The organism is Levilactobacillus suantsaii (assembly GCF_004115745.1).
Taxonomy (GTDB): domain Bacteria; phylum Bacillota; class Bacilli; order Lactobacillales; family Lactobacillaceae; genus Levilactobacillus; species Levilactobacillus suantsaii.
Window position 1 is genome coordinate 1 of the sequence record NZ_QXIL01000039.1, and the last position, 7892, is coordinate 7892.

Sequence of the window (7892 nt, forward strand, 5' to 3'; positions counted from 1 at the left end):
TGGACTCATAGCCTAAGAACTCCTTTAGATGATTGTTATGGTGACTTCATTCTACAGGACTCAGGCTAGGAGTCTATTTTTATTTTCTTACTTGTTGCACTTCAATTGTAAATTCGTCGAACAAAAAATGCCGTCCCGTTTGGCGATATGTAAGGGTGCCATCGTGGCTGGAGCCGCGCGTCAGTAATTGGTCCTTCAAGGTACTTAAGGCTTTGCTGTGCTTGCGGTAGTAGTGGTTGAGGGGCAATAATTTAGCGTTGGTCAGCTTAAGGGCTGAACTGCGGCTGCTAAAGTTGGGCGTCATCTTTTTCCCCGTTTTAATCGATTTGACGGCCCGGTCTAACGTGGCTGTTCGAGAATAATGGTGACCGCCCCAGACGCCGAGGAGCAGGACGATTAGAACGGCTAGGCCGATACCGCCCCATTGGAGCTTTTGTTTCTTGGTCCAGGGTTGGCGTGGCCGCCGTGGCGGCTGAGGGGTGGCGGGTTGCTGTTGTTGCTGTTGTTGCCGCCGCGAGGGGGTTGCTGATTGTGCGGGGCCTTGGTTGCCCGCCATCAGGTTGTACCCACAGTTTTGGCAGAAAGTATCGTTGGGCGACACAGGGTGGCCACAGTTGGGACAAAAACTCGGCGCTTGATTCCCGCCGCCTGCGTGGTTATCTGCCGGGGCGTAATACGGTGTTAAATGCATGAGTAAAGTTCTCCTTCTCATTAAGACTGCGGTGTGGCCACGAGGGCTTCACCGTATAAACAGAGCTGACTAGGGTTCGTGGGTTGCGGCTGAATCGTGATACGTGCACATCCCGCGTAATGTTTGGCAAGCAATAGCGTGAAGAGGTGCTTCATCAGGTCTTCCCAGGCCATCTTTAATCCGGCACGGGGGGCGACGTCGCTTTCGGCGAAAACTAACCCGGCACTCTGGTAACCTTCGGGAAGGTCTTGAGCGTAGGTGATGACGAAACGCTTAGTTTGGGCGATTTCCTCGTCAGTCAGGTCTAACCCGGTCAACGGGAAGGATAAATCGCTACTGTGGGGGACGATGATGTAATCATCGGCGGTGCTCAGTTGGGCGCCGCATTGGAGACAGAAATGGGTCGTCCCGCTGTTTTGGGCCCCACATTTGGGACAGATTCGGCTGAGTGTTTGTTGCATGACATCAATTCCTTTCAATTGTGATTGGGCTTAATCATCGTAGTAGTCGTCTTCACTGACGAACTTGCCTTTCGAGCTATCGTAAATGGCACCGATATCGTGCACGGCATCGTAACGGAAAGTACTGTCGTGATCCCCGTCGTCGTAAGTCTTGATTTCATAGACATCGGGGTGGGGCTCGCTGACCTTATAGGTGTAATCGTCGCTGTCGAAATCAAACTCGTCACTTAAGGTGTCGACCCCGGTCTGGAGTTGTGAGGACAGGTCGTCGTAATCATCGGTATCGTTATCGTCGCCGCTGGTATCGTCGGTAATATCGGCGTCGTCGCCGTAGTCGCTAGCATTAGTCGTGGCTTTAGCGGCTTTAGATTTGACGTTTAACGTGACCTCTGCTTTCGGATCCTTGATCAGGGTGACCGTCTTTTTAGTGGACTGGGTCGCCCCGGTCAATTTAAAGGTATATTGTCCCGGGAACAGTGGGCCAACGGTGTGGCTGTAATGAGCCGATTTGGCGGTAATCAACGCCGTCTTGTTGGCCATGATGGTAGCGTTGGCTTCATTGGTGTGGACCTTCGGGTACATCGGGGTGACCTGGATCTTATAAACGGGCAAGATTCCTAAGGTATGACCGGACGTTACCACTTCAAAGGCGCCATCCCGGGTTTTTCCGGACTGTTTTAAATCTTGTTTCATGGTTGCTATGTAGTGGGGATGTTGCTTGGTGTAGTCCAAAAAGGGCTGCACGGATTGACTGGTGATCTTGAGACTGGGGTCGCTACTGACCAGTGACTTCGCCAAGTCGGCATTTTGCCCCTTGACGATGGTCTGGGCTAACGCGTCGATTTGCGAGGACTTGCCCGCTTGTCGGTGGTAAAAGCCCACCCCCATAAAGATAACGATGGCTAAGACGACCACGAACACACCCGACAAAATCCACGTGGCCTTGCGGGAATGGTGGGCCTTCGAGGACCCCGATGGTTGGCGAGACCGCGAGCTGTTGGTCGTGAGGTCGGTCGCTTGCGAGAGGTCATACCCACAATTTTCACAGAAACGGTTGCCGGGTGCGACGGGGTGATGACAGTTAGGACAGGTTTTCATAGAATTACTCCTTTCACGTCCCCCAATAGTTGCCAGCTTCTGGACGGAAAAAAGGGCCCAGGTGCGTGGCGCTAAGCTGGGCAACTAACTGAGACTATAAAAAATCTTATAGTGCCATTATACGCCACCTGAAACGCATGAACAGGTTAAATTTGTGGGGTCCTAAACAAAAAGGTCCCAACCCAAACGGGCTAGGGACCTTAAGGTGACACAATTTGTCATGTTGGCTGGTTTTAGGCTGAGTGGCGTTGCTTGATCCAGTAAACGGGAATCCCAATGGCGACGATTAACAGCGACAGTAGGACGCCGGGGAAATCGGAGCCAATCTCACTCACAATCACGAACAATGCGCCCAAGATGGCGATTAACGGGATGACCGGGTAACCGGGCGTCGAGAAGGGGCGCTTGGTAGCGGGATTACGGCGGCGCAATAGGAAGACACCGACGAAAGCCGCCACGTAGAAACAGTAGACTGTAAAAATACATAAATCGGATAACCGGTCTGGATTGAAGAAGAGAATCATGATGCTGGCGTAAATCAAGATGGCTGTGGTGGCGACTAACGGTTCATGGGTTCGCTGGTGCAAATAGGCGAGTTGGTGCGAAAACGGCAATTGTTGCCGGCGGGCCATGGCGTATACGATTCGGGGGAACGTCATGATTTTACCGTTCAAGCACCCGACCATCGACACGATGATGCCGATGTTCAACAGCCGCCCGCCGATGGTTCCGAAGGCGCTTTGGGCGAAGTAGACGGTGGTCTGTTGGCCTAAGTGGTGGATGGTCGCGGCGGGGATGAAGTGCAAGATGCCGTAACTAACCAGCGTGTAGGCAATCAGAACTAGCGAAATCCCTAAAATAATGGCTTGCGGTAAGAGTTTCTGCGGGTTCTTGATCTCACCGCCGAGGTTCGCAACCAGAATCCAGCCATCGTACGCAAACAACGTGGCTAAGATGGCGACCCCGAAGTTTCCGGTCGAGTGGCTGACCGTGGCGATGGATTGACTAAAGGCGTTCTGGTCGCCATAGAAGAGTCCGAAAATAATAATGGCAACAATAGGGAGTAATTTTCCTAGCGTGGTGACGATTTGAAAGACCGCTCCCCAGCGGTTATCCAGCATGTTGAGTGCGCCGATGATGATAATGACGCCAATGGCTAGGGGAGCCTGCCAGGCAGCATTTAAATGGAAAAAACCAACCAATAAGATGCTGAGGTAGGCGGCAATCGACGCAATGATGGCGGGCCCATAAACGGCGATTTGCATCCATCCGGATAAAAATCCCCAGAATTTACCGTAGAGAGCCTCCATATAGGCGTACAGCCCCCCGGTTTGGGGAATTTGAGCGCCGACTTCGGCGATGGTCAACCCCGCGGTCAACGTGATCACGCCCCCCAGGAACCACGCCAACAAGGCCATCCCCGTAGAGCCCGCACTATCCAGGACTGAGGATTGCTTAAAGAAGATTCCTGAGCCAATGACAGTACCGACGACCAGTGAGAGGGCCGACCAGAACCCCAAGGAGCGGTTCAGGGCGGTAGTTGTTTTTGTTTCCTGCATATAAAAGCCTCGCTTCCAGATGAATTTCTCATTAAAATTTAATTCTATTAGGATAGCAAATTCCGCGACGAAGTGCAATCAAAACTTTTGTACCGCGGTGAGTCTCGCTAGTCACCGAACAGATGATGGGCCGAGGGTTTTAATCGCTATCCCATTAAGTATCCCGCAGATTAACGACTAAATCCAGTTTAAGGGCGGGGACTAAAGCCAACTTTGAGTGTCAGTCATTAACTTTCTTGGTAACGCTTTAATTGAAAAGCGCGCGGGAGCAATCTTGCGGGCGAAAGTCGGCGGTAAATAGAGAAAGTTGAAATTAAAACGCCTTCTTTTTCAATTACCCCACTTTTATGAGGATTAGCTGTTGACGCTGATTGGGGGTGGTGGTATGTTAGAACTCGTCTGTTTTTTAGGGCCAGGTTTGCTGCAGACCGCCGAGCAGGCACCAATTATTTAATAGGGGGACTTGGTTTCTCGGAAAGAAGGCGTATGATGCGCAACTACAAAGCACAAACTATCATTTTGGTTTTATTATCATTTATTTTAGGCAATAACGAATTCTTAGTGATGGGGATTTTGTCGAATATCTCGGCAACGTACCAGGTTTCAATCGCCAACGTGGGGTTACTGGTCACCGCTTACGGGATTATTTACGCGATTAGTACGCCGATTATTACATCGTTGATTGGCCATTTCAACCGGTACCGGGCTTTGATTGGGTTAACCCTTATTTTTATTTTCGGAAATACGCTGAGCGGATTGGCATCGACTTACCCGATCTTGATTCTGTCGCGGGTGATTTCGGCTTCGGTCGCTGGGGCCATCATCTCGTTGTCGATGACTTTTTCTACCGTCATTGCACCGAAGGCGAAGCAGGGCTTCGTGGTCTCCTGGATCTTCTCTGGTTTCAGCATTGCGTCAGTGATTGGGGTGCCACTGAGTACCGCAATCAGTTCGGTCTTCGACTGGCACGTGACCTTCCTGCTGGTTTCGGGGCTGGGGTTAGTGACACTGGCTTTATTAATGGTGTCACTACCGCGGGATTTCCAAGGCAAGAGCAGTGCCTTAAGCAACCAGTTTGACTTGCTGAAGGATTCGCGGATTTCGTTTGGGGTCTTGTTACCCTTCTTAGCCATGTCCGCGATTTACGTGACCTACACGTACCTCCAACCAATGTACGGCACTCTGGGCTTTTCGGCGCACAGCTTAAGCCTGTTTTTGGTTGTCTTCGGCATCACGTCGTTGGTCAGCAATCAGCTGTCCGGCCGTATCTCGGACCACGGCGGGTTAAAGCTCATGCCCAAGGTTTATCTGGTTGAAATTCTGATTTTCTTGGTTTTGCCATTCTTTACGCAAAACAAGTATTTGGGTATCATCAACTTGTTGCTGGTCGGTGTGGTGATGTACTTGATCAATTCGCCGATTCAGATTCACTTTCTTAACACGGCAAACGACGACTACCCGCAAGCCATTACCTTAGCGTCGTCGCTCAACCCCGTCTTCTCTAACCTAGGTATCTCGTTGGGTTCCGCAGTCGGGTCGATCATCGTGGGCCACTTCGGTCTATCGATGATTGGGTTTGGCAGTTCGCTCTTTGCGGTGGGGGCGCTACTGATCAGCCGTCAATTGAATAAAATCATTGCTGCTAAGGCCTAGATAAGCTAGCAGTACGTTGACCCCATCAGATTGGCCATTAGAGCTAATCCGATGGGGTTTTATGTTGTCCTCAATTGTGTGAAGATTGGCGACTAGTTTGACAGGAGAGCTTGCTTAATCCCGCTGAATGGCTTAAGTCGTTTTGAGGTGTTCGGCCCAAAAGCCGTCTGCCTTGCACCCAACCCCGGTTAGCGCGAAAATTGACCCCGTAAGTTACAAGAAAAGGGGAATTGAGATGTCACAACCAAAATTGCCGCAAGCTATTCAGGTCCGGGGCGCCCGGGTCAATAACTTGAAGGACCTCGACGTGGACATTCCGTTGCACCGCTTCGTGGCCATCACCGGTCGCAGTGGGTCCGGCAAGTCATCGCTGGCCATGGGTGTGCTGTACGCCGAGGGGGCCCGGCGCTATTTGAACGCGCTGTCGACCTTCACGCGGCGGCGTATCAATCAAGTGGGTAAGGCCGCCGTGGATTCGGTGGAGTATCTGCCCTCCGCGTTGGCCTTGAAACAACGACCAGCCGTCCCGGGCGTGCGCTCGACCGTGGGGACCATGTCCGAAAGCTTGAACATCTTGCGGTTGGTCTTTTCACGGTTGGGGTCCATGGTGTGTCCTAATGGGCACCGGATGGCACCGACCTTAGACGTGGCCGGCAACATGGGTCACGTGACCTGTCCGGTCTGTGGGGTGCAGTTCACGGCGCCCGGTGCCGAGGACTTCGCCTTTAATTCCGGCGGGGCTTGCCCGACCTGTGGGGGCCTGGGTCAGGTGCGGCAATTGGATCCGGACCTGTTGATTGCGGACGAGAATCAGACGCTAGAAGAGGGCGCCGTGGCGTCGTGGCACTTGCCGGGACGGAACTTTATGCCTATCGTGGCCAACGCTATCGGTATCCCCATCGACGTGCCCTATAAGGATTTGAGCCCCGAGATGAAAGACATGGTGCTCCACGGCAAACGCCAGCAGGTGGCTATTAACATCCCCAGCAGCAAGGGCAAAATCTTTCACATGGATAACGCGGTCTACGAAAATGCCTTTGCGGCGGTCGAAGACAGTGTGAAGACCACCAAAAACGAACGAACCATCGCGAAACTCAACAAGTTTTACACCTTTTCGACCTGCCCGACCTGTCACGGGACCCGGCTCAAACCGGAACTGTTGACGCAACTGTTGAACGGTAAGAATATCGCCGAACTCTGCGACTTACCGGTCAGTGATTTGGCAGCGTTTATCCCAACTATCGTGGATTGGTTACCGGCCAAGATGCACCAGATGGGCCAATCGCTAGTGACCGAATTAAAGGACAGTCTGCAACCCATGTTCGATTTGGGCCTGGACTACCTGACGCTCAGCCGGCCGGGGGCCACGTTGTCGACCGGCGAACTCCAACGTATCCAGCTGGGCCGCACGTTGCGTAGTGCGACGACCGGGGTGTTGTACGTTCTCGACGAACCGTCCGTGGGGTTACATCCGGCTAACGTAACTGGGTTAATCAAGACTTTCCGTGGGTTGGTGGCGCAGGGCAACTCCGTGGTGGTCGTCGACCATGACCCGCGGATCATTGCGGCCGCCGATAGCGTCTTAGAGATTGGCCCAGGTGCCGGTAAATTGGGCGGGGCCGTGGTCGACCAGGGGACCGTGGCCCAAGTCGCCCATAGTCCACACTCATTGATTGCGCCGTTCTTAACGGGCCAAGCCACCTTACGGCAACGGCCTCAACTGCCAGCCAAAACGTTGTGGCAAAAGGGCGCGCTGAGTTTAGAGGTGCAGCACCGCTTCAACATTGATGATATTAAGGTCAAAATTCCCAAGAACCGCCTGACCACGGTCACGGGGATGAGTGGCGCGGGAAAGACCACCTTGATTTTAGATAGCCTGATCCCAGCCATTCGCGCACAGGTCGCCAAGACCCCGTTGCCCAAGCACGTGACCCAGCTGGACCGCAATGGTGTTCGACACGTGGTGGTGGTCGATTCCGTTCCGGTCGGCAAAAACGTCCGCTCGACGGTAGCGACCTACACGGATATCCTGACCCGGTTGCGGAAACTATTTGCGGCTACGCCCGCGGCCCAAAAATTGGGCTACACTGCCAGTCGTTTTTCCTATAACGTGGCGGCGGGGGCCTGCCCGGTCTGCAACGGAACCGGTCAAATCTCACTAGACGTGCAGTATTTGCCGGACATCACGGAAGTTTGCCCGCAGTGTCACGGCAAGCGCTATAACGATGCAACACTCGCCGTGACCTGGCACGGGTACAGCATCGCCGATATTTTAGCCCTGTCCGTGGACGAAGCGTTACCGGTCTTTAAAGCGGAATCCGCCATCGAACAAACGCTCAGTATCTTGCACGACATGGGCTTAGGCTACCTGCTGTTAGGCGAAAGCACGCCACTGTTATCCGGTGGGGAAGCCCAACGCTTGAAACTCAC

6 protein-coding genes are annotated in these 7892 nt (G+C 53.1%); 2 read left to right on the forward strand and 4 right to left on the reverse strand.

The window, feature by feature from the left end; translation table 11 throughout:
- Positions 1-79: 79 nt before the first annotated feature.
- The 4 genes from DXH47_RS11085 to DXH47_RS11100 form a co-directional block, all read right to left on the reverse strand.
- Complete coding sequence (locus DXH47_RS11085) at positions 80-691, reverse strand: zinc-ribbon domain-containing protein (RefSeq protein ID WP_170955021.1); 612 nt, start codon at positions 689-691, stop codon at positions 80-82.
- A 20-nt stretch (positions 692-711) separates the two neighbouring features.
- Positions 712-1152, reverse strand: coding sequence for a zinc ribbon domain-containing protein (locus DXH47_RS11090; protein ID WP_129033374.1), 441 nt, complete (start codon positions 1150-1152; stop codon positions 712-714).
- A gap of 30 nt (positions 1153-1182) precedes the next feature.
- On the reverse strand, positions 1183-2250 hold the full coding sequence (locus tag DXH47_RS11095) for a TcaA second domain-containing protein (protein ID WP_129033375.1): 1068 nt from the start codon (positions 2248-2250) through the stop codon (positions 1183-1185).
- Between the two features lie 233 nt (positions 2251-2483).
- A complete protein-coding gene (locus DXH47_RS11100) occupies positions 2484-3809 on the reverse strand; it encodes an APC family permease (RefSeq protein WP_129033376.1) in 1326 nt (441 codons plus the stop codon).
- 489 nt (positions 3810-4298) lie between these two features.
- Here DXH47_RS11100 and DXH47_RS11105 point away from each other — a divergent pair, with 489 nt between their 5' ends.
- Together DXH47_RS11105 and DXH47_RS11110 are read left to right on the forward strand one after the other, a co-directional pair.
- Entirely contained in the window at positions 4299-5462 is a 1164-nt protein-coding gene (locus DXH47_RS11105; protein WP_129033377.1) for an MFS transporter, read from the forward strand.
- A 235-nt stretch (positions 5463-5697) separates the two neighbouring features.
- On the forward strand, positions 5698-7892 hold a 2195-nt coding region (locus DXH47_RS11110), incomplete at its 3' end, for an excinuclease ABC subunit UvrA (RefSeq protein ID WP_129033378.1).